This is a genomic window from Rhodanobacteraceae bacterium (genome assembly GCA_016713135.1).
Classification (GTDB): Bacteria; Pseudomonadota; Gammaproteobacteria; order Xanthomonadales; family SZUA-5; genus JADKFD01.
The window spans coordinates 60925-85147 of sequence record JADJPR010000005.1 but is presented as its reverse complement, the minus strand read 5'-3'; the positions used below and the strand labels follow the sequence as shown (position 1 = coordinate 85147).

General features: G+C 64.1%; 23 protein-coding genes. 21 read left to right on the top strand and 2 right to left on the bottom strand.

Going from position 1 to position 24223, the window contains the following annotated elements; genetic code table 11:
* The first annotated feature begins 3 nt into the window (after positions 1-3).
* From IPK27_07815 to IPK27_07800, 4 genes are all read left to right on the top strand, one after another.
* Entirely contained in the window at positions 4-408 is a 405-nt protein-coding gene (locus IPK27_07815; protein MBK8067528.1) for a hypothetical protein, read from the top strand.
* 1 nt (position 409) lies between these two features.
* Positions 410-757, top strand: coding sequence for a hypothetical protein (locus tag IPK27_07810; GenBank protein ID MBK8067527.1), 348 nt, complete (start codon positions 410-412; stop codon positions 755-757).
* A 246-nt stretch (positions 758-1003) separates the two neighbouring features.
* On the top strand, positions 1004-1831 hold the full coding sequence (locus IPK27_07805; GenBank protein MBK8067526.1) for a DUF4238 domain-containing protein: 828 nt from the start codon (positions 1004-1006) through the stop codon (positions 1829-1831).
* Between the two features lie 106 nt (positions 1832-1937).
* Complete coding sequence (locus IPK27_07800) at positions 1938-2921, top strand: hypothetical protein (protein MBK8067525.1); 984 nt, start codon at positions 1938-1940, stop codon at positions 2919-2921.
* Positions 2922-3210: 289 nt separating this feature from the next.
* On the opposite strand, the gene IPK27_07795 is transcribed toward IPK27_07800, so the two are convergent.
* Positions 3211-3450 (bottom strand): hypothetical protein, encoded by a 240-nt coding sequence (locus tag IPK27_07795; protein ID MBK8067524.1) that lies wholly within the window; start codon positions 3448-3450, stop codon positions 3211-3213.
* Positions 3451-3817: 367 nt separating this feature from the next.
* Between IPK27_07795 and ltrA the strand changes: the two genes are divergently transcribed.
* From ltrA to IPK27_07770, 5 genes are all read left to right on the top strand, one after another.
* Positions 3818-5245, top strand: a complete 1428-nt coding sequence (gene ltrA, locus IPK27_07790) for a group II intron reverse transcriptase/maturase (protein ID MBK8067523.1) — start codon at positions 3818-3820, stop codon at positions 5243-5245.
* 962 nt (positions 5246-6207) lie between these two features.
* The gene (locus IPK27_07785; protein MBK8067522.1) at positions 6208-6540 is read left to right on the top strand and encodes a hypothetical protein; all 333 of its coding nucleotides are present in this window, start codon (positions 6208-6210) and stop codon (positions 6538-6540) included.
* A gap of 15 nt (positions 6541-6555) precedes the next feature.
* Positions 6556-6741 carry a hypothetical protein gene (locus IPK27_07780; GenBank protein ID MBK8067521.1) on the top strand — a complete coding sequence of 62 codons (186 nt, stop codon included), beginning with the start codon at positions 6556-6558 and terminating at the stop codon, positions 6739-6741.
* A 6-nt stretch (positions 6742-6747) separates the two neighbouring features.
* A complete protein-coding gene (locus tag IPK27_07775; protein ID MBK8067520.1) occupies positions 6748-7311 on the top strand; it encodes a dihydrofolate reductase family protein in 564 nt (187 codons plus the stop codon).
* Between the two features lie 94 nt (positions 7312-7405).
* Positions 7406-7804 (top strand): DUF3224 domain-containing protein, encoded by a 399-nt coding sequence (locus tag IPK27_07770; GenBank protein MBK8067519.1) that lies wholly within the window; start codon positions 7406-7408, stop codon positions 7802-7804.
* Between the two features lie 59 nt (positions 7805-7863).
* Here IPK27_07770 and IPK27_07765 read toward each other — a convergent pair whose 3' ends face one another.
* Positions 7864-9192 carry an alpha/beta hydrolase gene (locus IPK27_07765; GenBank protein ID MBK8067518.1) on the bottom strand — a complete coding sequence of 443 codons (1329 nt, stop codon included), beginning with the start codon at positions 9190-9192 and terminating at the stop codon, positions 7864-7866.
* Positions 9193-10179: 987 nt separating this feature from the next.
* Here IPK27_07765 and IPK27_07760 point away from each other — a divergent pair.
* The 12 genes from IPK27_07760 (at position 10180) to IPK27_07705 (ending at position 24153) form a co-directional block, all read left to right on the top strand.
* Positions 10180-10647, top strand: a complete 468-nt coding sequence (locus IPK27_07760; GenBank protein MBK8067517.1) for a VOC family protein — start codon at positions 10180-10182, stop codon at positions 10645-10647.
* A gap of 233 nt (positions 10648-10880) precedes the next feature.
* Positions 10881-11372 (top strand): hypothetical protein, encoded by a 492-nt coding sequence (locus IPK27_07755; GenBank protein MBK8067516.1) that lies wholly within the window; start codon positions 10881-10883, stop codon positions 11370-11372.
* Positions 11373-11486: 114 nt separating this feature from the next.
* The gene (locus IPK27_07750) at positions 11487-12032 is read left to right on the top strand and encodes a hypothetical protein (GenBank protein MBK8067515.1); all 546 of its coding nucleotides are present in this window, start codon (positions 11487-11489) and stop codon (positions 12030-12032) included.
* A 272-nt stretch (positions 12033-12304) separates the two neighbouring features.
* On the top strand, positions 12305-15127 hold the full coding sequence (locus tag IPK27_07745; protein MBK8067514.1) for a PKD domain-containing protein: 2823 nt from the start codon (positions 12305-12307) through the stop codon (positions 15125-15127).
* A gap of 286 nt (positions 15128-15413) precedes the next feature.
* The gene (locus tag IPK27_07740) at positions 15414-17348 is read left to right on the top strand and encodes a GAF domain-containing protein (GenBank protein ID MBK8067513.1); all 1935 of its coding nucleotides are present in this window, start codon (positions 15414-15416) and stop codon (positions 17346-17348) included.
* 154 nt (positions 17349-17502) lie between these two features.
* A complete protein-coding gene (locus tag IPK27_07735; GenBank protein ID MBK8067512.1) occupies positions 17503-17949 on the top strand; it encodes an SRPBCC family protein in 447 nt (148 codons plus the stop codon).
* Positions 17950-18034: 85 nt separating this feature from the next.
* Positions 18035-18442: a hypothetical protein gene (locus IPK27_07730; protein MBK8067511.1), complete on the top strand. Its 408-nt coding sequence runs from the start codon at positions 18035-18037 to the stop codon at positions 18440-18442.
* On the top strand, positions 18439-18963 hold the full coding sequence (locus IPK27_07725; GenBank protein ID MBK8067510.1) for a hypothetical protein: 525 nt from the start codon (positions 18439-18441) through the stop codon (positions 18961-18963). Before IPK27_07730 ends, IPK27_07725 begins: the two co-directional genes overlap by 4 nt.
* A 198-nt stretch (positions 18964-19161) precedes the next feature.
* Positions 19162-19569 (top strand): GntR family transcriptional regulator, encoded by a 408-nt coding sequence (locus IPK27_07720; GenBank protein MBK8067509.1) that lies wholly within the window; start codon positions 19162-19164, stop codon positions 19567-19569.
* Positions 19566-20471 carry an ABC transporter ATP-binding protein gene (locus IPK27_07715; GenBank protein MBK8067508.1) on the top strand — a complete coding sequence of 302 codons (906 nt, stop codon included), beginning with the start codon at positions 19566-19568 and terminating at the stop codon, positions 20469-20471. The genes IPK27_07720 and IPK27_07715 overlap by 4 nt, the downstream gene beginning before the upstream one ends.
* On the top strand, positions 20468-22255 hold the full coding sequence (locus IPK27_07710; GenBank protein ID MBK8067507.1) for a hypothetical protein: 1788 nt from the start codon (positions 20468-20470) through the stop codon (positions 22253-22255). Before IPK27_07715 ends, IPK27_07710 begins: the two co-directional genes overlap by 4 nt.
* On the top strand, positions 22252-24153 hold the full coding sequence (locus IPK27_07705; GenBank protein ID MBK8067506.1) for a S9 family peptidase: 1902 nt from the start codon (positions 22252-22254) through the stop codon (positions 24151-24153). The genes IPK27_07710 and IPK27_07705 overlap by 4 nt, the downstream gene beginning before the upstream one ends.
* The last annotated feature ends 70 nt before the right edge of the window (positions 24154-24223 follow it).

The window sequence follows — 24223 nt, the reverse complement described above, 5'->3', positions numbered from 1 at the left end:
TGAATGAATACAGAAGATGTCGATCGTTTCGAAAAGCTCGCGGGTCAATTGACCGGCATTTATGAGGAGATGTCGCTGCTTTCAAAGAAAAATCCGGCCGACGCGGTAAATAAGTTCAAACTGAAATTCATCAATCAACACGTGGCAGAATGCAATGTGATGCTGGGTGCTAAATATCGACCATTCAGCGACTTCGACCAGTTCGCGGAAGATGACATTCCATTGAACAGCGATGTTGTCTTTATTGTATCTCAATACCTACAGTGTCTAGAGAAATTACGAGGCGACAATGTGATCCAGCGCAACGGCACATGGTTCTGGAAAGTGAAGGGGAAGAAGGGCGAGTCTGTCGATAAAGAGGGCTTTACTTTGGTTAGAACTTCCCAGCCCAAGCGGCTAAAGGACTAATATGACAAGCACTTCGCCGGAAACGACACTTGCGAAAGCTACAATGCATGACGTAATGGCGCCGCTCTTGGCGGCTATGTATGGAGAATTCAAGGAGCTATCGAAGAAGAAGCCTGATTCCGCTGTAAGCAAGAGCAAGCTCTTGATAGTGAATCGCCTCCTCGAAAAAATTCGCGGAGTGTTGTCGGCTGAACAGTCGATCGATTTTCTTGACTTGCTCAGCGAAGATGATGTGCCACAAGCGAGCGATGTCACACTTATAATTTCACAATATGTCGCTGCGATGGAGGCATTCAAAAACAAATACTATGGCTGGGATGGTTCTAAGCATCGGTGGTTCGCAAAATGAAACCCCTTAGGCAAGGACGCTGACCCGAAGCGAGGTGATATGGAATGCATCATCAGGGGGGCGGCAAACAACCCATATCGCCTCAAGATGCTCTCGATATTCGATATCCAGCGAACTGTGGCATGCTCGATGAGGAAAATCAGGCACATGGAAGTAGCTTTGCCGAAAATCGTCGTTCAATGTGCGCATAGTTGTCGTTAGCCGTCATAGCCGCCCCTTGCCGCACGACTGAATAGGAGTCCGAACGTGGGTGGTGCGAAGAACCAGCACTGGGTTCCTCAGTTTTATCTGCGTTACTTCGCGACGCCGGAGACATCTAGTTCTAGATACCCTAACGTTCGAGTTTGGAACAAACAGAAGAACTCTTTGCTGGAAAATCCTGTTGGCGTGAAAGACATCTGCGGCCAGAGATACCTCTATTCGCCAGAGGACAATGCCGGCGCTCGGGATTGGTCACTTGAGCAATACCTCGGACTGCTGGAACAAGGTGCGGGAGTGGTGTGGCACCCGTTATTGGAGGGCACGCTGGGCTTGAGGATGAAACGGTGCGCCCCTTTCGTCGCAAAATTCATCGCAATTTTTCACCTGCGGAACGTTTGGCTTTATCGGACGATCGATCATGCCATGGAATTGAGAGACAAGCTATATGGACCACCGTCAAGGGAATCTCTGGCGAGTCGCCGTGCGAATTTCCCAGATCCAACACATGCTGGCCGCTTCTTTGTCCACACAATCATTAAGAAAACGCAGTCGATTGCGAACCACCTACAGGCAAAACCCTGGTTCGTAGTTCGTGCGGATGAGCCCGTATTCTTGACGAGTGATATGCCGGTTGTATTCACCTTGAAGTCGCCAGTTCGTCGGGGAAGTGAGTTGATTTTTCCCCTGAGTCCGAAACACGTCTTGTGTACCTATGGCGCGGGTGTTCAACCTGAGAGCTACGTGGCAAGTTGTCCACAAGGATTTCCTGAAGTGGTTGGATACTTTATGGAGCAACAAGCGTTGCGCTTTGTCATCGCTTCTACACCAGAGGCCGCGCGCAAGTGCGGGAATCGTGGAGGGGATGAAAAATGAGCTTAGATTCAATCAACCCGACGCCGGAACAGGTTCTTCGTTCAAACCGGGCCTTGCGGCCGGCGCGGGCTATTGCGGCGTTGGGCATCAGAATGAGGAATGTCGCATGACTAGGAGCGAACTAGCTGCGGCCATATTGGGCTCCGAGATCTTCACGTCGTGGCATTGGTTCCGATATCACTTCTCTCATGAACTCTATGGTGTAGGCCATCCGCTGGCCGGGGGGTTCATGGATGCTGCCCTTGAATGCGAGGCTCGCATGCCCGGGTACGCAAACGAGGTTGTTCGGCGCATAGCCTCGCTTGGGGGGCGCGAGAAGCATCTCCCTGACTGGGAACAACTGCTCACGATTCTCGCTGAACTATACGTCGTTGCGCAGATTGCAAGGTGGCCATGGCCAGCCGGCACTAGTTTTGAGAGTGAACCTACGGCACAAGGCTCTCGAAAAAATCCAGAAATCGCGGTGAGGCTTAACGGCAGTACGTATGCCTACGAAGTCAAGACGCCTTGCTTGTTTTCACATCAAGAGGCAAGGCGCACCAATCCAATTCAAATTGCTTCAAGGTATGTCGACGCCGCTGTACTTCCGAGGATAGTTGGTGGGACGCAACTGTACACACCTCCCAGGGATAATCCGATCAAGGACTTCCTCAAGAGCGCGGAAGAGAAGTTTCGCCCGTTTGCATCATCGATAACGAGCTTTACTGGAATCCTTGTCATTTGTTGGGACGACTTCGTGTACGAACCGATTAGCGCTCTTGAGCATCCACAGTGCGGTCTCCTAACAGATAACTCGTACTTCACAGGAAATGACGGTATTCCCGTGACCTTTCCATCGGTCGGAGGTGTCGTCGTTGTCCGTCATCTGCATCAGCTCTTCCGAGCATGTAGAGATGAGCCAGTCGGAGACGGACTAAGGGGGCCATTCGATTACGGTTACCCAGAGAATTTTCCATGGAAGTCGTTTCATCAGAACCCGATCGCACCTCCAGTGCCAAACGCTGCTATCGAATGCTTGCATGCGCGCTCGCCCGCACTGGAAATGGGAACCGAGTATTTTCCAAAGGAGTACGTGATGTGGTTGGGCTGATCCCCAACTATGTATGTAATGGAAAAGCGGGGACACCCAGCGATTCGTTCGCAGTCATGAGGCCCGGGAGCATGATTTCGCCGCCGAGAAACACCGGATTCAACGACTTGGAACTAGCGGCAGCAACACGCCCAGGCGCCCGCGGCGCCGAAAGTGGCTGAGTGAAAAGCAGTCATGAGGCCCGGGAGCATGATTTCGCCGCCGAGAAACACTGGATTCAACGACTTGGAACTGGCGGCAGCAACACGCCCAGGCGCCCGCGGCGCCGAAAGTGGCTGGGTGTTGCCGATCAGTTCGCGAGCGAACGAGCCACGCCCAGGCCGCGCAGCCAACGCTGGCCGATCTCGGCAGCCTTGTCGACCAGCGCGCCCTCGCTGCCGATGACACGACAGAATCCTTGCTCCGGTTTGACGGCGCGTACGCGGTCGGTCCACTGGGCGGCGTCCGTTCCCAGGCGCCGGAGAAACGCGGGCGGTGGCCCAGCAAAAGCGGGGACACCCAGAAGCGCCAGGAGAATCTGGCAGGACATTGGAGGGGCAGTTCCTCTACCCGGTAAGGCGTAGCGAGCCGCCGGGGCACCGAGTCATGGGTGGGGGCTGGAGACGGCCCAGGCCAAGCGTTGACAGGTGGAGGTGTAGGCGCGGTGATTGAGCTCCGAAATCATGGTCAGGAATGCCGACCTTGTTGGGTGACGGGGAAGGCCACACGAGACGGCGCGCAGATCGCGAGCGCTGGATCGGTTCCTCGGAGTCAGCAGAGCCGTTGCATGCACGGATGTGTTCTGTGCGGAACCTGGGATACCCAAGCGCGGGTCAGGACGACCGCTGGCAACGAAAGGCGTGCGCCATACGGTTGCTGGGGAAGTGGCTTGGGAGTCAGACGAGGTCATAGTAGCGATGAAGCGGACGAACAAGATCAAGTCATCGATGGCGGAGACCGTGGAGCGAAGGGCCTCGGCAGAGAGGAATTCGGGCGCTGCTGCGCTGGCGTGGACGCAGGGCCACGCGGAAGGCGCATCAGGACTTGCCCGAGTGCGCGAAGCGGCGCAGTGGGACCGCTCGTTGCAGTTCAACAATCTGCTGCATCACATCACGGTGGACCGGCTGGAACAGGCATATCGCCTGCTGCGGAAGGAGGCTGCCGCGGGTGTCGACGAGGAGGACTGGACGGCGTATGGCGTCGATCTGAGTGCGCGACTGGTGCGATTGCACGAGGCATTGCACGCGGGCTGGTATCGACCGCAGCCGGTTCTTCGGCAGTGGATCCCCAAGGCGGACGGGCGGCAGCGCCCGTTGGGCGTGACCTGCGTCGAGGACAAGGTGGTCCAGAAAGCGCTGGTCATGGTGCTGGAAGCGGTTTACGAGGTGGACTTTCTGGGTTTCAGTTATGGATTCCGTCCCGGGCGCGGTCAGCACGATGCGCTCGATGCGGTGTACATGGCGCTGACGACGCGGAAGGTCGGCCATGTGCTGGATGCGGACATCGAAGCGTGTTTCGACCGCATTCCGCATGACAAGCTTCTGGCCGTCCTGGGCCGGCGGGTGACGGACCGGCGTGTGCTGCGGATCATTGCGGACACGCTGAGTGCGGGAGTGATCGATGCCGGGAACTGGCAAACGAGTGCTATCGGGGTACCCCAAGGGGCGGTGATCTCGCCGTTGCTGGCGAACGTGTATCTGCACGACGCCATCGACCGGTGGGTGCATGGGTGGCGCGGCAAGTGGGCACGCGGGAAGGTGTCCATGGTCCGCTATGCGGATGATTTTGTGATGGGATTTCAGTATCGCCAGGATGGCGAACGGCTGCGGGCGAGTCTGGAGAAGCGTCTGGCCCTGTACGGGTTGACGCTGCACCCGGAGAAGACCCGGCTGATCGAATTTGGCCGGTATGCCCGGCTGAATCGTGCGGAGCGCGGGCAGGGCAAGCCGGAGGTGTTCAACTTCCTTGGTTTCGTCCACTGCTGTGGCACACGTCGCAGCGATGGCGGGTTTGCCGTGCACCGTCGCTCGATCGGCAAACGCGTGCGCGCGTTCCTGCAGACGGTAAAGGCGGAGCTGACCCAGCGTTATGCGTGGACGGTCGCGCGGCAAGGCAGTTGGCTGCGCAGCAAGGTGCGAGGGTACTTCCAGTACCATGGCATTCCCGGGAACCGGCGGGCACTGGACACCGTGCGTCGCGAGGTGAACCGGATATGGCTGCGAGTGCTGAGACGGCGTAGTCAGAAGCGCACACTGACCTGGGCACAGTTCAATCGCTGGGTGCAACGCTGGATTCCATCGACCCGCATCGTCCATCCCTACCCGAACCAACGCTTCGCGTTCTGACTCGATGCAGGAGCCGGATGCGTTAAACGCGCACGTCCGGATCTGTGCGGGGGGCGCCGGGTGACCGGCGGCCCTACCGCGATGCGATTAGCCAAAGGCGGGGACACCCAGCAATTCGTTCAAAGTCATGAAGCTCGGGAGGATGATTGCGCCGCCGAAAAGCACCCAACTGGGGCGAGGGGAGATGCGAGGAAGCCGGGACACCCTGCGATTCTTTCACGTACACGAACAATTTTCCGATGATCGGTCATGTCCATATTGCGCACAGCCCCTTTGGGTCGAGGACCATGTGACCGCTTGGTCTATCAAATGCCCTGTGGCAGTTCCGACAACTCGTTGCGTGGCCTTTAAGTGCCCAACTGTCATTGGCGCGGAGGCTTTACTATTCACAAGCCGACGCCTTCGGCGCGGCTTATCTCGGGCGTTAGACTTGGAGGAAAGCGTATGGCAAGGTGTGCGACATGCAGAAATCTTATCCTTCTCGGCGGGGTAAGTGATAATGACCTTAAGTATTGCTCGAAAGGTTGTTTGGCCAAAGCGCCAAAGGTTGAAGTGGAACCTGTAAATGATGCCGCGAAGAAAACTCCCATGGTTGGTAAGGGGGTTGCCACTTTGTTTGGGCATTTGTGGCATTGTTGGCCTCATTGTTCAACTTCGGCCTGGAACTTCAATCCGCGCCTGCGGTTTCTGAAAGAGCTACTACTATGCATCTCTGGGATATGCATCAACCCCATTTATTCTTTCTCTCGCTGTGTTATTCTTTCGTGAGCATAGAAGCGCGCACAGCTATTTCAAGGCTGCCGGGATAATTTCCGTGCTTGTGCTGTTATCGAGTCTGGGGAAAGTGAAGCCGAACGGCTAACGATGCGTTCGAGCCGAGCGCGGATCAGGTTCTTCGCATCAACCGCGGCACCACTCGTTCCGCCGGCTTGACGTTGCCTTAGCTTTCATTCGGTGAGACCATGTCAATTGATCCCCTGACTGAAACCCGCCGCAAAGCCACCACGCAGTTGTTCCAAGCTGTCGTGGGCATTGGCTTCCTCCTGACCGGTGTGCTTGCAATTTTGCTTTCGCTGGACGTGATCGAATATGTCGATCTGCGGCCCAACCGCATTGCGATTTTCAATGACCCGCATACCTGGCAGGTTTTCGTCTTGGGGGTGATGTTCAGCTCGCTTGGGCTGGCCAGCTTCATTCCGGTCAGGATGAGATGGCTCGGGAGGATGAACATCATCGTATTGGTGGTGTCATTCCTGGCGGTTGTTGTTGGTATCGTGCTTGAGAAACTGGACTGAGTTCAGGAGGAGAACATGACCCAGCGTCCCGCATGGCTTTTTCTGACTGTCGGCGTCTGCGCCCTCGCATTCGCGCTGATCGGCTTGTTCAACAGCGACCTCGACTCCCGGGAGGTCTTGTTGATCGCAATTTTCGGCGCCGGCGTTGCCTTTTTGTCGCTGGGCGCCAACCGGCTGTCTCGTGGTCGACAACAGAGATAAGCCCGCATGGGACTCCTGACCTTCGGATTGAACCTCACGCTGGACGGTTGCGTCGATCATGAGGCGGGGATTGCGGACGACGAGACGCATGCCTTCTTCACCCGGCTGATGGACGAGGGTGGGGTGATGCTGTGGGGCCGGGTGACCTACGAGATGATGGAGGGCTATTGGCCGTCGGTCGTGCGCGGGGAGGTGGATGCGCCGGCGGCGGTGCGGGAGTGGGCGTTGAAGCTGGAGACCAAGCCGAAGTACGTGGTGTCGTCCACGCGCAAGGACTTCCCATGGACGAACAGCCATCGCCTTGCCGGTGATTTGCGCACGTGTGTGCAGCAACTCAAGGATGCGACGCCGGCCGGCGTGCTGCTGGGCAGCGGCAAGCTGGCGGCTGCGCTGGACCGGCTGGATCTGATCGACGAGTACCGCTTCCTGATCCATCCCTGGATCGCCGGCCACGGTCCGACGCTTTACCAGAGCGGGCTGCCCAGTCTGCGGCGGCTGGACCTGGTCTGGGCGAAGCCGATGCGCAACGGCGCGGTTGCCATGCACTACCGGCGCGCGGACGGCGGATGACGATCTGGCCTGATTCGACAGCGACCACAGCGGCCGGTCGGTCCGCACGGTCCTTCGCCTATGCTCCGGGGCATTGTCGATGGAGATGACCCAGATGCCCGCAGTCGCAAAAGGCGAGTTCACTGTCGAACTGAAGCCGCTCGGCGAGCCCGATGTCGCAGACGGGGTGAGCCTGGGCCGCATGTCGCTCGCCAAGCGCTTCGAGGGTGATCTCACGGGTACCGGCAAGGGCGAGATGCTCTACGCCCGGACGCCGGTCCAGGGTTCGGCGGGCTATGTGGCGGTGGAGCGGGTCAGCGGGACGCTGCAGGGCCGCAGCGGGAGCTTCGTGTTCCAGCACACCGGCACCATGGCGGGCGGGTCGCAGCAGTTGTCGATCACGGTGGTGCCGGATTCGGGTACCGGTGAGCTTGCCGGGCTGGCGGGCAGTTTCAAGCTCACGATCGTGGACGGCAGGCACCAGTACGAATTCGAGTACACCTTGCCGCAGTAGCCCAGGGCACGATGCATCGGGCCCTGGGAAGGTGTCATGGGCTTTGGCCTGGCTGCGCCCTAGAGGTGGAACACCCGCGGCGCCTGGTAGCGCGGAATGGTGGCGCGGATGATCACTGTGCGGTGCGGGGCGAAGTACTTGGCCAGGCTGGCCTGCGGGATGACCAGCTCGCCGGTGGAGTCGTCGGTGGTGCCCTTGTAGCCCACCGGCGTCTTCTTCGGGGTGTCTTCGTCGAACTCCGGGGAGGCGCAGAGGCTGATGTAGAGCTTCTGGATCTGCGGCGACAGCTTGGCCAGTGCGTTGATGTCCAGGTACAGCGCGCGCCAGGACTTGTTGGGGCCGTAGACATGCACGTGGTTGACCACGCGGCGGTAGAAGTTCTGTTCGAACCCCCGGTTCTCGCGGTCCTGGCTGTTCGGGTCCTTGTAGAACTCCAGGAAGTAGTCCGGGACCTCGTGCCCGAGGTGATCCTTCAGGTGGATCACGGTGTTCTGCAACTGGTCCGTGGCGCGCGCGGGATCGGCCGCGGCGGTCAGTCGTTGCTGCCAGCCGAAGGCGCCGCCGGCGGACGGATAGTCGGCATCTTCCACCCGCAGGGCGGCCAGCAGCAACTGGTCGCGGGTCTGAAACAGCGGGTCCTTGCCGCCGTTGACGATCGATCCGTGGGTGTGCCCGGCGAGCACGCCGAAGGCGATGTCGCCATTGACCTCGGTGGGAACCACACTGGCCACCTGGCCGGGCTGGCTGCCGATGGCCAGGTCCAGCTTCAGCGCATTGAGGTTGGCGGTGCTGATACGCACGGTGCCGTCGGAGCCGGCCTCGTTGGCGATCGAACGGATGCCGTCGTAGCCCGTATCGCCCACCAGCACGGTGGCCAGGACGCGGTCGGCGCCGTACCAGCGCTGCGCGGGGTCGAACAGATCGCGGTCGGCCAGGTTGGCGGTGTAGGGTGAGGCGAGTTCCAGTGAGCGCAGCAACTGGGTGCCGGTCTGGAAGCCGCTGCTCCAGCCCTTGATCGCGCGGCCCATGAAACTGAGCCCCTTGTGCGCGATGCCGGAGCCGAAGTTGGCCGGCGCCAGCATCACGAAGCGCTTCACCGGCACCGTGGCCGGCGTGTAGTAACGCGTCATCCACTCGCGCACGACCAGCGCGCCGGTGCTGTGCACCACCAGGTCGTGCGCCCGCGGCGTGGTCGACAGGCCCTTGCGCATCCAGGCGTCCTGCATTGCCTCGGCCACATCGGTGACGGTCACATCGTCCTGCAGCGACAACCAGTCGGCCAGGTGGATCGATACCGGCGGTGCGCCCAATCCGTTGCCGATGATCTCCTTGAGGTCCTTGAAGGAACTTGCGGTGTCGCTCCAGCCGTGCAGGATGACGATGGCCATGGGGCTCTCCGTGGGTGGTCGTGTACTTTGGTGGCGCCGGCGCGCGATTTCTCGCACCTGGAGCCTAGGTGCGCTGCGACGGCTGTCCCAGACTTTCGCCCCGTTTACTGAGTATTCGCAGCCTGTCGGTGAAGTGAAGGCCGTCTCCAGCACCGAATACACCGAACCGGCCGCCAGTGGCGCAGCAAGCGCGCACCGCTGGCCAACTGCCCGTCATGTGGGAACCTGATTCGTACCAATCCTCATCGCGGGAGCGCCCCAGAAGCAACAGCGTTTGGACAAGGTCCAAACCCACGCACAGGAAGCTCGCGGCATCTGTGGGTTCGGACCTTGTCCGAACGCTTTTCGCATCGCCGGTTCATCGCCGCTGAGGATTGGTACGAATCAGGTGTGTGGGAAAGCGCGGCATTGGCGTCTTGCTGGCACAGGTGAGCAGATGTCCAGAGCCATGCACGCCGCACGCAGCGCGACACGCAGTAGGAGACGCCAAGGGGGTTGGGGGCAACGGAGAGCGGGCTTGCGTCATCGGGAGTAGCATTGCGTGGACATCGGCGTGGCCTGCCGGGATGCTCTGACGGGCGTAACGAAAATCTAACAACTCATGCGTGTCCTCGCTTCTCTTGGCGTGTCGGAAGTCCCCCAGTTTTTGCGTGTCCTCGTCTCTCTCCGGGAGTTTCGATGAAAGCGTCGGCGTCAGATCAGCGATCTCGTGACCATCTTGGCTTCGCGCTTTCGGTGGTCGGGTGGCTTGCTGTTTTCTTTTTCTGGCTATTCGCCACGCGTTCATTTCCCCGTGTGGGCCGTTCCCCCCCCCCCCCCCCCCCCGCCGTTGGGGGCCCCCCCCCCCCCGCGCCCCCCCCTCCCCCCCCCCCCCCCCCCGGCCCAGGCCCCGCGCCCGCCCCCCCCCCCCCCCCCCCCCAGCCCCCCCCTTTCGTGTCATCGTCTCTCCAGACTGTTGCATCAACCCACTCACAGGATGACAGTACGATGCCCAATCTCATACGCACCTGCCTCTGGTTCCGTGACGGTCGCGGCCGAGAGGCCGCAGAGTTTTACTGCGCCTTGATTCCCGGAAGCCGGATCGAAGCGACCTTCGATATCTCGGGAGATGGTGCTTCCTGGTTGATTGACTTCACGCTGGGCGGGGTACCGTATCAGATACTCGATGCAGGACCGATGTTCACCCTGACCGAGGCTGTGTCGATCTCGGTCGAGACCGACGACCAGGCAGAGACAGACAGGCTTTGGGCGGCGCTGACTGCGAGTGGTGGCGAGGAAAGCCACTGCGGCTGGCTCAAGGACCGCTACGGAGTGTCGTGGCAGATTTTCCCGAGGCGGTTGACAGAACTGACATTGAGGGCCGACAGGAATATGTCCGCCAAGGCAATCGCGGCAATGATGAAACAGAAGAAGATCGATATTGTCGAAATCGAAGCGGCGGTTCGTGACGAGTAGTCAATGGAAAGCAACTGCCATGCAAGGGCGGACCTGATTCGTACCAATCCTCATCGCCGATGGACCGGCGATGCGAAAGGCGTTCGGACAAGGTCCGGACCCACAGATGCCGCGAGCTTGCTGTGCGTGGGTTTGGACCTTGTCCAAACGCTGTTGCTCTAGGGGCGCTACCGCGATGAGGATTGGTACGAATCAGGAGGGCGGAAATCGTGTAGCTCATCGGAGAAACCGCGTTGAATTCGGTCGCTTCACTCGAACGCAGGTTGTTGCTGCTTGCCTCAGAGGGGCCGGAACGGGCGTTTTCTCCTGATCCGGATTCCGACAGTTGGAAACTGCATGCTGGCGGAAACGGGCTGGCGATCAGTTTCTTGAAATCTCGGGGCCTTCGTCTGGTTCACGTTGTAGCGGGAGAGGCGTATTCCCTGGTTCACTTCTCCGGTGGGATGCTGAGTTTGGTCACGACTTGGGAGCCATATTCGGCAAAGACGATCGGGTCGTTGAGGGTGCCATTCGAGAATCGGGAGGTCCTTCCGCTCGGGATGGTCCTGTTCGAGCACACTCGTGATGAGGTTTTGGCGAGGAAGTCGATGGCGTGGTATTTTGAGATCGCCTACGTGCTGGATGCAGAGTCGTTGCCGTTTCGAGAATTGGTTGCCGAGGTCCCCATGCATCTGCTGATGGGTTCCGCGGGTGCTGTCGAACGAGTCTTGGTGCGGAAGGTATAGCCTGACGCGCTGCAAAGTGAACTGAACCCTGAGTGGGTAAAGGATCTGCACATGCGAAACCGATCCAGGATTGACGCGGCACGGAATTGGATTGCCGCGATTCTTCTCGGGCTCATGCCCGTGTGCGGGGTTCCGGCGGCGACGATTTACGTGGGCAATATTCCCCTTGCGGCGACCGCTGAGGAATTGAACTCGCTCTTCTCTGAATATGGACGGGTGACGCGGGCGGAAATCGTGAAAGACCCGGCGACTGGACAGTCGCGAGGCTTTGCGCTGGTGGAGATGGCGGACGAAGAGGCGGCGCAGACGGCCATCGAGGCGATGGACAAAAAGGAATGGGGCGGACGGATCATTTCGGTCAACAATCAGAGACGGGCGGACCGCCCGCGTACCGGTAGGTCGGGTGAGCCGATGGAGCCCCCCGCACGCCCGGCGGTGGCGCCGCCAGTGCCGGAAGAGGAGCCGTCGCAAGATGCGGCGACGGAGGACGAAGAGGAGGAATCCGAAGACCCGGCCGAAGACGCTGAACCCTCCGGGCAGTCTGACGAATCCGCACCGCCCGACGAAGCCGACCCGTCCGAGGAAGCCGACCAATCCGAGGAAGTCGACGAATTCGAGGAAGTCGACGAGTCCGAAGAGTCCGATGAATCCGATGAGTAGGCCAAGCGCGAGGTCGCGAAGGGCATAGGTGCAGGAGTCCTGCGCGCACCTGGATGTGGCTCAAGGACTTACGGCATGTGCGGTTCGCGCGCGCTGGCGCGATGCTTTGAGTGGCCGATGAACTCGCCGCGCGATGCTACCTGCGGCCGAGGGCAGGCGGCATGCGGTCACGCCGAAGGTGTGAAAGATCGTAGACTCGCCGCCATTTTGCCACCCCATCCTCGCCCTGCAGTGAGTCTGGGAGCCTTCTTCCTACATTCCCGGAGACCCTCATGCCCGTGCGCAAGCCTGCTCGGATCAGTGCTGTTCTTGCCTTGTTGTCTTTGTCTGCGGCGCAGCTCGGATGGGGTGCCGGGGGCATCGAACGGCCGGAGGACGAGAGCTGGCAGATCGAGCAGCGACAGCGCTGGTTCGAGGAATCGCGCGGCTTGCGCGAAGTTGCCGACGCCCACCGGATGCGCCAGTTCGCGGTAGACGACTTGCGCCTGCAAGTCCAGCGATCGGCTGCGCGGCATGCCGCAAGCGGCGAAAGCTGGAGCGAGGTTGGGCCGTCGTCGATGACCATGGTCGGCTGGACCATGGGCAAGGTCGCGGGCCGCATCAATGCGATCACGCCGCACCCGACCGACGAAGACACGGTCTACATCGGCAGCGCCGCCGGCGGTGTGTGGAAGACCACCAATGCCGGAAGCTCCTGGGTTCCGCTGTTCGATCAGGTCGGCACGCTGCCGATAGGCGCGGTCGCCATCGAGAGCGCGGCGCCCGGCAACGTGTGGGTCGGCACCGGCGACAAGAATGGCGGCGGCTGCGCCGGCTACTTCGGTCTGGGCGTTTATCACAGCAGCGACGGTGGCAGTACCTGGACGGCCAGGAACGGCGCCGGCGCGACCGCCATGCCGCTGTCCATCGTCAATGCCGTCGCCTTGCATCCGACCGATCCGAACGTGCTGCTGGTCGGCGGCGCGGGCAGTTGCAGCGCAAGCGGCACGCTCAGTGGCGCTGGCGTGTTCCGTAGCGCCGACCGCGGCGCTACCTGGACCCGCGTGCTCAGCAACAATGTCGAGGACATCGTCTTCGTGCCCGGCACCTCAACGGTGTTCGCCGGCCTGATCGGAGTCGGCGTTTCCAAGTCCACCGACGGCGGCGTCACCTGGACGCCGGTCAACAACGGCCTGGCCGTGACTGGCACGCGCATGCGCCTGGCCATCTCGCCGAGCAACCCGCAGGTCATGTATGTGCTGATGGGCACCCGGGTGGCGCGCACCCTCGATGGTGGTGGCTTGTGGACGACCATGTCCACCAACGCCTGCGAAGGACAGTGCACCTACAACCAGGCGCTGGCGGTGCACCCGACGCAGCCCGACACTGTGCTGATCGGCACCATCCGCCCGGCCCGATCGGTCAATGGTGGCGCCAGCTTCACCCCTCTGACCACCACCTGGGGCACCTCGCAGAAGGTGCACCAGGACATCCATGTCGTGCGCTATTCCAGCACCGACGGCAATCGCTTCTGGGTCGGCGGCGACGGCGGCATCTGGCGCACCGACAATGGCAGCACGACGTGGTCGAACATGAATGCCAATCTCAACATCACCCAGTTCTACGACATCGCAGTGCACCCGGCCGATGCCAACATCGTCTTCGGTGGCGCTCAGGACAACGGCTCTTCGGGTCGTCGCACTCTGTTGCAGTGGGAACTGACCCTGGCATCCGGCGATGGCTTCATGAATGCGATCGACGGCACCAATCCGAGCATCGTCTTGCAGACCAGCTACCCCCAGGGGGGACTGCCGGCGATCTACCGCTCGACCGCGTTCGGCTCACTCGGCAGCTTCAACAGGATCCCGACGACGGGCCTCTCGGGAAGCTTCAGCTTCCTGACGCCGATGGCGGTCGCCGGCGACCGGCTGTTCGTGACCTCGAGCACGCTGTTCCGCACCACCACCCTCGGCAACAGCTGGACCGCGATCTCGCCCGCTTTGGGCTCCCCGGCCACGGTCATCTCGCCGGAAGTGCGCGGCATGATGATGCCCACCTACGTCGGCACGTCTGGCGGACGCATCTGGGCCGCTGCCGATGCCGCTGCGCCGTCGCCGCTGTTCACCGACGTGACCGGCAATTACGCGGGTGGGCGGGTCAGTGACATCGCCATGGATCCGCAGGACTCGCAGCGCGTGTATGTGACCTTCGGTGGCTTCGGCGCCGCGCAACTGTATCGCTCGACCACCGGCGGTACGGCCTGGTCGGCGGTTGGTGCCGGGCTGCCGAATGTTCCCGCAAATGCGGTGGCGGTCGATCCGCTCAATGGCAATCGCGTCTTTGTCGGTACCGATGTCGGCGTCTACGAAAGCACCGATGGTGGCGACAGCTTCACCGCCTTCTCGACCGGACTGCCGCTGGGCATCGTCGTTTCCGATCTGGAGATCGACCAGTCGCCGCACGTGCTCACGGCCGGCACGTACAGCCGCGGCGCCTGGCGCGTGGCCCTCGCCGGTCCTGCGATCAACCAGCCGCCCACGGCGGACTTCACGGTCGTCGCGGACAGCGGCTATCAGGCCAGTTTCACCGACGGCTCGATTGACAACGACGGCACTGTGGTTTCGCGTACCTGGGATTTCGGCGACGGCACCCCGACCTCGAACGCGGTCAATCCGAGCCACGTGTACGCCACCTTCGGCAGTTACACGATCACCCTGACGGTGGTCGACGATGACGCTGCGACTGGCAACTATTCGCGCACCATACGGTTCCGCGCCCCGGCCATCCCGCTCACCAACGGCGTCGCGGTGACCGGCCAGAGTGCGGCCGAGGGTGACGAACTGGTCTACAGCCTGGCGGTGCCGGTCGGGGCCACCAACCTGGTGTTCAGTACCACTGGCCCGGCCGGCGAGGACGCCGATCTCAGTGTGATTTTCGAAGACGAAACCGTGTGCGAATCGGCCGGCGCCACCGCCAACGAAACCTGCACCATCCCGGCCCCGGCAGCGGGCGTCTACACCGCCATCGTGCTCGCCTACAGCGCACTCAGCAACCAGAGCATCGTTGGCAGCTACACCGTGGAAGACACTTTGTTCCGGAGCGGGTTCGAACAGTAGCCGCGACGCTTCCCAGGCAGGCTGCGCCCTGGCCCACCGGTCATGGCGCATGCCCTGACTTGATTCGTACCAATCCTCATCGCCGATGGACCGGCGATGCGAAAAGCGTTCGGACAAGGTCCGGACCCACAGATGCCGCGAGCTTGCTGTGCGTGGGTTTGGGCCTTGTCCAAATGCTGTTGCTCTTGGGGCGCTCCGGCGATGAGGATTGGTATGAATCAGGTGCCTTGATCCTTGAACCAGGCCGCCCGACACCGCTGGGCGAGCGCGGGGTTATGCTTGGCTGATGGTCGACATGCGCGCCCCGGCTTTGCCTGCGGGGCCCGATGCGGGCCCGCTCGACGGGCTGCATCGGGCCCTGTTCCGCATCGCCGAGCTGGCCAGCGGAGGGAACGAGCTGACGCCGGTTCTGGGCGAGATCCACAGCTTGCTCTGTGGCCTGCTGCGGGCGCGCAGTTTCTACGTGGTGCTGGTGGACGAGGATCGCGCGCACTTCCGCTTTGCCTATTTCGCGGACGAGTGCGATGCGAGTCCGCCGCCGCTGGATTCCGCACTGCCGCTGGCGCAGTCCCCACACACGGCGACGGTGGCGCTGCTCCGGCGCGGGCGCCCGGTGCACGGGGACAGTGCGCAGATCGAGGCTGAGTTGGGTATCCACCTGGGCGACGCGCCGCGGCCACGCGCCTGGCTGGGCGTGCCGATGCTCGGCGCCGATGGCGTCGATGGCGCGCTGGTGGTTCAGGACTACACGGCCGAAGGCGGTTATGGCGCGCACGAACGCGATCTGCTGACCTTCGTTGCGCAGTTGCTGCAGGCCTTGCTGGAACGGCGCTGGCTGCAGCAGAAACTCGAACGCCGGGTGGAAGAACGCACCCAGGCGCTGCGCGCCGAGGTGGCCGAGCGCGAACACGCGGTGCGCTTGCAGCAGGCGCTGTTCCGCATTGCCGATCTCGCCGCCAGCCCGATCGCGCTGGACGCATTCTGCAAGGCGGTGCATGGCATCGTCGGGGAACTGCTGAACGCGCGCAATTTCTTCATCGTGCTGGTGGACGCCAGCGGCGACGGCCTGTACTTCCCCTACCAGGTCGACGAGACCGGCGATGTCTACCCGCCGCGGCGCCTGCGCCGTGGCCTCAGCGAGTATCTGTTGCGCCAGGGCCGGCCGCTGCTGCTGCACGCCCACGACATCCCGCCGCTGCGCGAGTCCGGCGAGGTCGAGCTGATCGGCACGCCCTCGGTGTGCTGGCTGGGGGTGCCGCTGCGCACCGCCGAGCGCGTGGTCGGCGGGCTCGTCGTGCAGAGCTACACCCCCGGCGTCAGCTACACCGAGGCCGACCAGGCGCTGCTGAGCTTCGTGTCGGTGCATATCGGCAGCGCCCTCGAGCGCCGCCAGGCGCAGGATGCGCTGCGCGCCAGCCACGCCGAACTCCAGGCCACGCTGCAGCGGCTGCGCGAGACCCAGCATGATCTGGTCGAGTCCGAGAAGATGGCGGCGCTGGGGCAACTGGTCGCCGGGGTGGCGCATGAGGTCAACACCCCGCTCGGGATCTCGATCACCGCCAGCACCGCGCTGCAACTACGCCTGGACGACGCGCGCCAGGACTTCCTCGCGCAGCGCTTGTCGCGCGGCCAGTTGCAGGAGTTCTTCGACTATGCCGACCAGGCCGCGCGGCTGATCGCGCGCAACCTGCAACGCTCCGCAGAGCTGATCCGCACCTTCAAGCAGGTCGCAGTCGACCGCTCGGCGGATGATCGCCGGCGATTCGGACTGCGCGACCTGCTCGCGGAACTGCTGCCCAGCTTGCGCCTGCTGTGGAAGCGGCTGCCGGTCGAACTAGAGGTCGATTGTCCCGAGGCGATCGAACTGGACAGCTATCCGGGGGCGCTGGGCCAGGTGATCACCAACTTCGTGCAGAACGCGCTGATCCACGGCTTCGGCGACGGCGGCAGCGGGCACATGCGGCTGCGTGCCGAGATCAACGGCACCGACCGGCTGCTGCTGCGCTTCGACGACGACGGTGCGGGCATCCCGCCCGAGCGCCTGGCGCACATCTTCGAGCCCTTCTACACCACCCGTCGCGGCCAGGGTTGCACCGGGCTTGGCCTGCACATCGTCTACAACCTGGTCACGGAGAAGCTCGGCGGCCGCATCCGGGTGGACAGCACGCCAGGGCAGGGCACTCAGTTCACGGTCGAACTGCCGCTGCAGGCACCGGGCTGAAGTCCATGCCCGACCGGGGCCTGAGCGCCGGGTCGAACACCGCTGGCTGGTCGCTTGCTCGCTTTTGGGGCGTCTCAGCCAGCCGCTCGGGGCGCCGTCGTTCTATGCTGCACGCCAGAGTGCATCGCAGTTCTCCCGGCCCCAGGAGCCGAGCATGTCCGACCGCGCCGTCCGCCTGCACCGCGTCTTCCGAGCCCCGCCAGAGAAGCTTTATCGCGCCTTCCTCGACGCCGATGCCATGGCGAAGTGGCTGCCGCCCTACGGTTTCACCTGCACCGTGCACCAACTGGATGTCGTGGTTGGCGGCGGGTTCCGGATGTCCTTCCGCAACTTCACCACCGGCGATGCGCATTCCTTCGGCGGCGAGTACCTGGAACTGGTCCCGGGTCAGCTCATTCGCTACACGGACCGCTTCGATGACCCGAACTTGCCAGGCGTCATGCAGGTCACGGTGAGCTTCAGGTCCGTCGTTTGCGGCACGGAACTGACGGTGGTGCAGGAGGGCATCCCGGAGGTCATTCCGCTGGAAATGTGCTACCTCGGCTGGCAGGAATCGCTGGCACAGTTCGCCACCCTGGTGGAGCCGGACATTGCGCAGTGAGTGCGTGAATGCTGTCGACCGCGGACGGGTGGGACGAGACCTGTGCGGCAAGCCCCGGCGCGGGTCCGGCCTGTCTGCCTGTGCCATGCTCGTCGCTGCCCTCATGATGCAGGGCTGGGCGCTCGGCGCGTCGGCGTGTTCGCCCATCGTGCTGGTCTTCCCCCCTGGGGCGCCGGTCCCCGCGGAAGTGGTCCGGGGTCTGGTGACGGCGGAATCCCGCACGGGCTCCTGGTGGAGGACGGTCCGCATCCAGCCCCAAAAGCAGTTACGCGGTGCCTGGACCCGGGATCTTGAAGCCGCAGTGTCCTGTGGCAGCGAATCGCCGCGCGTGGGGGAAATGGCCTGGGTGTTCCGCGAACGCGCGGGCGAGGGCGAGTGGCGGCTGGTGCCGAACTGGCAGGCCGATGAATTTCTGGAGTTCCTGGGCGACGCGGGCGCAGACGGGGCAGCATCCGCAGGCGGCCCGGGCGAAGACAGTGAGCCAAGGCGATGAAACTGATCGCCGAGAAGAAAAGCGCACGCGACAAGCTGGATGCGCTGCGCCTCGTGCGCGCGGACGGGAGCAGCACCGCTTGCGCGTTGCCGCGCCAGGGGACGCTGCCGCACGACCTGATCCATTACGTCGTCGAGAGCCGGCTGCCGTTCAAGAGCGGCTTCCTGGGCCTGGTGGCGGCCGGCGCGGATGCGGAGTTCGTGCTCAAGGTGGTGCACGACAAGCAGAACCCGCAGGTCGAGACCGAGGCGGTGCAGGTGGAGTCGATCGTCGAGGCGCTGCAGACGCAGCTCTGGGCGGGGGCCTTCGATCGCGACAGTTTCGTCGAGGCCGCCGCGCTGGCAACCGCGGCGCGCGGCAAGCCGGCGTTTCCCTTCGATGGCGTGGATGCGCAGGCCGTGTACGACGAGTGCCTGCGCCTGCTGGATCAGTGGAATGCGGTGCCGTGGTACGGCAAGCTGGAGCTTGAGTTCAGGGCCGGCGGGCAGGGTGCGGTGCCCCAGCGGAAGACCGGTCGGTGACCGCGGGCGCGCATGGCCGCGCCGGTTTGCGCTTTCGCCTGATCAGGCTGTGGGTGGGCGTCTGAGCGCTCGCCAGCTGGTGCGTGGTCGTCCGCACGCACCCCTGCCAAACGTCATGAAATCGTGCCCAGGACTTGACGACATCGCTCCGTCTGCACTGTACTAGTACAAACAGTACAGTACAGTGAGACATTGACGATGGCCCGCACAACCCCCTTGTTGATCGACATCGTGACCGGGGATGCGCGGCCCATCGCGCGCCAGATCGCAGATGCGGTGCGCTTGCGGATCAGCACCGGGGAACTGGCGCCTGGCGATCAGTTACCCAGCGTGCGCGGCCTGGCGCAGCAACTGGGGATCAATCCCAACACCGTGGCTAAGGCCTATGGCGATCTGACGACCGAGGGCTGGCTGGAAGCACGCGCCGGCCTGGGGCTGTACGTGGCGCCCCTGCGCCAGCGCCTGAGCGCGGACGAGCGCGAGCGGCGACTGGACGAAGCGGTGCAGCGCCTGGTTTGCGATGTGCTGCCGCTCAATGCCAGCGCGCAGGAAATCCACAACCGGGTGGATGCCGAGTTTGCGCAACTGCAGCGGCGGCGCGCATGAACGCCATCGAGACCACCGGGCTCAGCATGCGCTTTGGCAGCAAGCTGGCGCTGGACCAACTGGACCTGCAGGTGGACGGCGGCCGCATCCATGCGCTGGTGGGTGCCAATGGCGCCGGCAAGTCCACCCTGTTCCGCATCCTGCTCGGCTTCATGAGCCCAAGTGCGGGCTCGGCGCGCGTGCTGGGTCGCGACAGCAGCGCGCTCGCACCGCAGGACCGCGCGCTGATCGGCTACGTCAACGAAGAACACACGCTTCCGGAATGGATGCGCGTGGCGGCGCTGAAGTCCCTGCGCCAGCATGAATATCCACGCTGGGACGATGCCACCTTCGGCGAGGTCATTGGCCACTTCCAGGTGCTGCCCTCCCAGCGCGTGCGCGAGCTTTCCCGCGGCGAGCGCGCCGGGCTGAACCTGGCGCTGGCGCTGGCGCAAGCACCCCAATTGCTGATTCTGGACGAGCCGACGCTGGGGCTGGATGTGGTTGCCAAACGCGCTTTCCTGGAAGCGCTGATGTACAGCAACCGCAGCGAGCACTGCACGGTGATCTACTGCTCGCACCAGATGGAGGAGATCGAGCGCATTGCGGATGACCTGATCGTCATGGAGCGTGGGCGGCTGATGAGCCATTGCGCGCCAGACGATTTCTGCGCGCGGGTCAGCCACTGGATCAGCGACATTCCCTTCCGCGGGCCGGATCCCCAGGCCATTCCAGGCTTCCTGATGCGGCAGAAGCTGGACGGGCTGCACCACTACTACGTGTTGGACCAGGGCGATGACTTTGCTGGATTCCTGCAGGCCGCCGGTGCGCGCACCGTGCGCCGCATGCCGGTCAGCCTGGATCGCGCAGTCAATGCCTTCCTCGCGCGCAACCATGCCAGCCCCAACCGGAGCGTGCCATGACGCTGTTCCGCGCCGAATGGGGCCGTCTGGCCCTGCCTGCCGTGTTGGTGGCCTTGGTGCACCTGGGTGCGCTGATGTTCCTCTCGCGCATGCTGGACCTCGGGCAGCTGACCTTGGCAGCGCACTGGAGTTTTGCCGCGGTGTACGCGCTGACCGGGGCGCTGCTGGGCATCGGCCAGTTCCACGGCTATGCGCGCCCGAATACATGGCTCAGCCTGATCCACCGCCCGCAGGCGCCGTTGGCCATCGCCCGCGCGCTGCTCGGCGCCGGCTTGCTCGGCCTGCTGCTGATGATCGCGCTGCCGCTGGTGCTCACGGCGATGTGGCAATCGCAGCTGACGGCGCGGGTGGTGGACTTGCGCCACTGGATGCTGGCGCTGGCGGGCTGGCAGATCGCCGCCTGTGCCTACTTCGGCGGGGTCTACGCTGCGCTGTCGCGCCGGGTGCTGGCGGCCACCGGCCTGGTCCTGCTGTTCTGGTTGATCAATGCGCGTGCGAGCGGCGCGCAAGCGCTGGGGCTGCAGGCCGTGGCCATGCTGTGGGCGGGCTGGATGGTGCTGGCCGGGTTCCGCGCGAACCGCGATGAGGCGCCGCCCGCGCGCCACCTGACCGCGATCGCCTTACCGTTGGCGATGGGCCTGTACCTGGCTGGACTGGTCGCCTTCGCGATAGTGGAAGTGGGCTGGATTGCATGGGGCACGCACCCCAACAACAGTGAGCCACCGCCCGCGGGCCACCACGCCATGGAGAAAGCCACTGCGAGCGAGCGTATGCGCGCGGCGCTGGCCAGCAGCGCGCATCCGGATGCCGCGCTGTTGGCCGAGCAAGTCGCCCTGTCCGAGCCGGTGAGTCCCCGCGTGCAGTTCTCGCGCCTGCCCCAGCCGCAGGAGCTGTCCAATGTGATGCCGATGGAGTTCGACGACGATCCGCGCGGCCTGCGCTATGTCTACAGCCACGACGATGCACGCCTGCATGCACTGCAGATTCGCGATGGCAAGCCGGCGGAGGGCCTGGCGCTGCGCTTTCCGGCGCCGCCGCTGGCGCTCGGACGCCTGCCCGGCATGCAAGCCGGGGATCGCTTGTTGCTCGCTTTCGGCAGCGCCTACCAGTACCAGAGCGAGACCCGCAGCCTGAGCCTGCGGCTGCAACTGCCGCCGGGCGAGCCGGTGCTCGGACTTGCGCCGGTGGGCGAGTCGCTGGCGGTGATCAGTCATCTGGCGCTGTACATCTACGATTCGCGCCCCTTCCTCGCCCACCGCGACCCGGTGCAGCCGCGCGCCAGGCTGGCTTTCCAGGGGCGGCTGGGGGATCTGTCGAATGTGGACATGATCGAACTGCTGGACGGTTACCTGGTAGTCGCCACCTACGCAGCGCGGGCGCATCTGCCGGAAGGCACGCCGCCATTCCAGACGGCCGAGATCCTGCGCAGTGACGGACGTGTGGAGCTGGTGGCGCGGCGCGCGCTGGCGCACGATTTCGGCTGGCTCTACCGCTACCAGGGGCTGTGGTTCTCGCCCCCGCTGTACGCCCTGCGCGAAGCCGCGCAGGCCTGGCCCGGACCGCCGCTGGCGCTGGATGCCACCACTCCCGGCGCGGTGCCGCGCCCGGTGTGGTGGCTGGCGGGCCTGCTGCATCTGCTGGCGCTTGCCCTGGCGTGGTGGCGCTGGCGCCGCGCCAACGGGGCGCCGCGGCTCGGGTGGGTGGCAGCCGCTGGCCTGGGCGGACTGCCGATGCTGGCAGCGCTGTGGCTGATCGAGCCCTCGCGCCGGAGCCCGCGCGCATGATCGGATGGATGGCTGGCCTGGTCTGTCTGGGAGCGACTGCGCTGCCGCCGCGCAGTCAGTTCCTGCAACACGCCGAGGTATCCGCCGTCACGCTGGCGCCGTCGGGTGAGCGTTGGGCCTGGCTGGCAGAGGAGGGCACCCGTCGCGCGCTCTGGCTGCAGGCGCTGGATGCGCCGGCGCCGCGAAGGCTGATGGTGCACACCAGCGCGCGCGAGCTGGCATTCACCCGCGACGGCCGCTGGCTGCTGCTGGCCGGCCCCGGGCAGATCCAAGCGCTGGCGCTGGAGGGGCAGGCGGGCTCCGGCTTGCTGGCGAAGCTGCCCGAGCGCAGCGAGTGGCGGGTGGACCCGAGCCAGGATGCAGCGCTGATCCTGACCGCAGCGGACGATCCGCGGGCCACCCGCTGGCGCGTCCAGCGGCTGGCCGTGGGGGCGCCGCCGGTCACCCTGCACGAGGACGATCGCCGCATCACGGGCCATGCACTGGATGCGCAAGGACGCTTGCGCTGGCTGCAACGGCTGGAGGACCAGGCGCTGGTGTTGCGCCAGGCGGGCACTGGCGAGGCGCTGCTGCACTGCCCGGGACTGGTGCGCTGCACGCCGCTCGCAGAGGTGGGCGGCGCGCTCTGGCTGCGCACCGACTCGCCCATCGGAGACCCCGCCGGCCTGGCGCGGATCGTGAAGCTGGGGAAGGGCGGATTCAGCACCGTGGCGCGCGATCCGCTGGGTGAGGCGGACCTGGACTTCATCGAGAGCGATGCCAGCGGGCGACCGCGGATTGCGGGATATCGCAGCACCCGGGCACAGATCGCGGCAATCGATCCACGCGATCATGCGGCCGTGGCGCATCTGCAGCGCAGCTTTCCGGACAGCGCACTGCGTCCGCAGGTCGGCACGGCGCGCTGGCTGGTCGAAGAGCGTCCCCTGGACCAGCCTTTCGCGCGCTGGCACAGCTACGATCCGCGCACCGGGGAACTGCGCCTGGTCCTGCAGGAGCGCGCCGGGACGGCGCGCCCGGGCTTGCGGCCTGAGGCCCACGCCTGGACCGCCAGTGATGGCATGCGCCTGCATGGTTTCCTCCTCCGCCCGGCAGGCGATCCGCGAGGGATACCGCTGGTGGTGCTGGCGCATGGCGGGCCCTGGAGTCACTGGCAGCCGGGCTACCATCCGCTGGCGCAGTTCATCGCCAGCCGGGGCGCCATCGTGTTTGCGCCCAACCATCGCGGATCCACCGGGCACGGCCAGGCCTACCTGCGGGCTGCGCGCGGAGACTTCGGCCACGGCCGGGTGCAGCAGGACATCGACGATGGTGTGCGCGCCCTGCTCGCCGCCGGCATCGGCGATCCGCAGCGAGTGGCGCTCGTTGGCGCGTCCTTTGGCGGCTACGTGGCACTTCAGGGCGTCACCCATTCGCCCGAGCTCTACCGCATGGCGGTTGCCTTCGTGCCGCCGCCGGATTTCGCCTGGACCCTGCGCTGGGTGCTGCGCAATGCGGAGTCCCTGGCGCTGGAGCGCTATGTGCCGATGGCCGACTGGCTGCGCATGCTCGACCTGGATGTCGCCGACCCGGCACAGATGGCGCGGCTGAGCGCGCAATCTCCGCTGGCCAATGTGGCGCAACTGCGCCGGCCCGTGCTGGTGGTGGCCGGGGGCGCCGATCAGCGCGTGGGCATTGCCGGCGTCATTGAGTACGCCGCACGCGCCCGGCTGGCCGGCAAGTCGCTGGCACTGTTGATCGATCCCAACGCCGGCCACCGCCAGCGCGACGACACCGCGCGCGAGGCGCATCTGTTCCTGATCGAGCAGATGCTGCACCAGCACCTGCAGTTGGCCGAACCCGCGCCGGCTGATCCGGCCGTCGACGACTACCTGAAGCGGCATTTCCGGCCAGCACCCTGACCTGCTGGCGGCACTTGCGCGGCGCCGCGCCCGCCGCGATGGTGGGCGCTGCCGCCGCCAGCGTCCGCTC

Bases quoted from the DNA above. Each gene is read 5' to 3' on its own strand.
- IPK27_07815 (MBK8067528.1), top strand. From the start codon at position 4: ATGAATACAGAAGATGTCGATCGTTTCGAAAAGCTCGCGGGTCAATTG.
- IPK27_07810 (MBK8067527.1), top strand. From the start codon at position 410: ATGACAAGCACTTCGCCGGAAACGACACTTGCGAAAGCTACAATGCAT.
- IPK27_07800 (MBK8067525.1), top strand. From the start codon at position 1,938: ATGACTAGGAGCGAACTAGCTGCGGCCATATTGGGCTCCGAGATCTTC.
- IPK27_07795 (MBK8067524.1), bottom strand. From the start codon at position 3,450: ATGTCCTGCCAGATTCTCCTGGCGCTTCTGGGTGTCCCCGCTTTTGCT.
- ltrA (MBK8067523.1), top strand. From the start codon at position 3,818: ATGAAGCGGACGAACAAGATCAAGTCATCGATGGCGGAGACCGTGGAG.
- IPK27_07785 (MBK8067522.1), top strand. From the start codon at position 6,208: ATGTCAATTGATCCCCTGACTGAAACCCGCCGCAAAGCCACCACGCAG.
- IPK27_07780 (MBK8067521.1), top strand. From the start codon at position 6,556: ATGACCCAGCGTCCCGCATGGCTTTTTCTGACTGTCGGCGTCTGCGCC.
- IPK27_07775 (MBK8067520.1), top strand. From the start codon at position 6,748: ATGGGACTCCTGACCTTCGGATTGAACCTCACGCTGGACGGTTGCGTC.
- IPK27_07770 (MBK8067519.1), top strand. From the start codon at position 7,406: ATGCCCGCAGTCGCAAAAGGCGAGTTCACTGTCGAACTGAAGCCGCTC.
- IPK27_07765 (MBK8067518.1), bottom strand. From the start codon at position 9,192: ATGGCCATCGTCATCCTGCACGGCTGGAGCGACACCGCAAGTTCCTTC.
- IPK27_07760 (MBK8067517.1), top strand. From the start codon at position 10,180: ATGCCCAATCTCATACGCACCTGCCTCTGGTTCCGTGACGGTCGCGGC.
- IPK27_07750 (MBK8067515.1), top strand. From the start codon at position 11,487: ATGCCCGTGTGCGGGGTTCCGGCGGCGACGATTTACGTGGGCAATATT.
- IPK27_07745 (MBK8067514.1), top strand. From the start codon at position 12,305: ATGCCCGTGCGCAAGCCTGCTCGGATCAGTGCTGTTCTTGCCTTGTTG.
- IPK27_07740 (MBK8067513.1), top strand. From the start codon at position 15,414: ATGGTCGACATGCGCGCCCCGGCTTTGCCTGCGGGGCCCGATGCGGGC.
- IPK27_07735 (MBK8067512.1), top strand. From the start codon at position 17,503: ATGTCCGACCGCGCCGTCCGCCTGCACCGCGTCTTCCGAGCCCCGCCA.
- IPK27_07730 (MBK8067511.1), top strand. From the start codon at position 18,035: ATGCTCGTCGCTGCCCTCATGATGCAGGGCTGGGCGCTCGGCGCGTCG.
- IPK27_07725 (MBK8067510.1), top strand. From the start codon at position 18,439: ATGAAACTGATCGCCGAGAAGAAAAGCGCACGCGACAAGCTGGATGCG.
- IPK27_07720 (MBK8067509.1), top strand. From the start codon at position 19,162: ATGGCCCGCACAACCCCCTTGTTGATCGACATCGTGACCGGGGATGCG.
- IPK27_07715 (MBK8067508.1), top strand. From the start codon at position 19,566: ATGAACGCCATCGAGACCACCGGGCTCAGCATGCGCTTTGGCAGCAAG.
- IPK27_07710 (MBK8067507.1), top strand. From the start codon at position 20,468: ATGACGCTGTTCCGCGCCGAATGGGGCCGTCTGGCCCTGCCTGCCGTG.
- IPK27_07705 (MBK8067506.1), top strand. From the start codon at position 22,252: ATGATCGGATGGATGGCTGGCCTGGTCTGTCTGGGAGCGACTGCGCTG.